Below are 606 nucleotides of genomic sequence, written 5' to 3'. Positions count from 1 at the left end.
GAATGCCGGAGACGACGGCTTTTTCTACACCCGCCTCGACGACAGCCACCGCCCGTCAAAAGTGTTCTTCCACGCGCTTGGCGACAATCCGGAGAACGATCGGCTGATTTACGAAGAGACGGATGCCGGCTTCTTCATGGACGTCAGCGGCACGCGTTCCAACGACTGGATCATGATCGGCATCAACGATCATGAAACCTCCGAATACCGGCTTCTGCGCGCCGACGAGCCGTTCGCCGAGCCGAAGCTGGTGGCGGCGCGCGAGACCGGCCTGCAATATGACCTGGAGGAAGGTGGTGACGTCTTTTTCATCCTCACCAATGCCGACGGCGCCAAGGACTTCAAGATCATGACCGCGCCGGTCGAAGATCCGGTGCAGGCCAACTGGAAGGAACTGGTGCCGCACGAGCCCGGCCGGCTGATCCTGTCGGTGCTCGGCTTCAGGCACCACATGGTCAGGCTGGAACGCAAGGAGGGCCTGCCGCGCATCGTGGTGCGCGATCGGGCAAACGGCGAGGAGCACCTCATTGCCTTCGACGAGGAGGCCTTCTCGCTCGGCCTTTCCGGCTCCTACGAATACGACACCGAAGTCATGCGCTTCACCTA

The 606-nt window shown here is 61.6% G+C and carries 1 pseudogene; it reads left to right on the top strand.

The features are described from left to right. Positions 1-606: pseudogene (locus tag EOA75_RS33600) on the top strand (S9 family peptidase); the annotation flags it as partial.

The organism is Mesorhizobium sp. M1A.F.Ca.IN.022.07.1.1 (genome assembly GCF_003997575.1).
GTDB lineage: Bacteria > Pseudomonadota > Alphaproteobacteria > Rhizobiales > Rhizobiaceae > Mesorhizobium.
The sequence above is the reverse complement of the archived record's forward strand: the minus strand, read 5'-3'. Positions and strand labels throughout refer to the sequence as shown.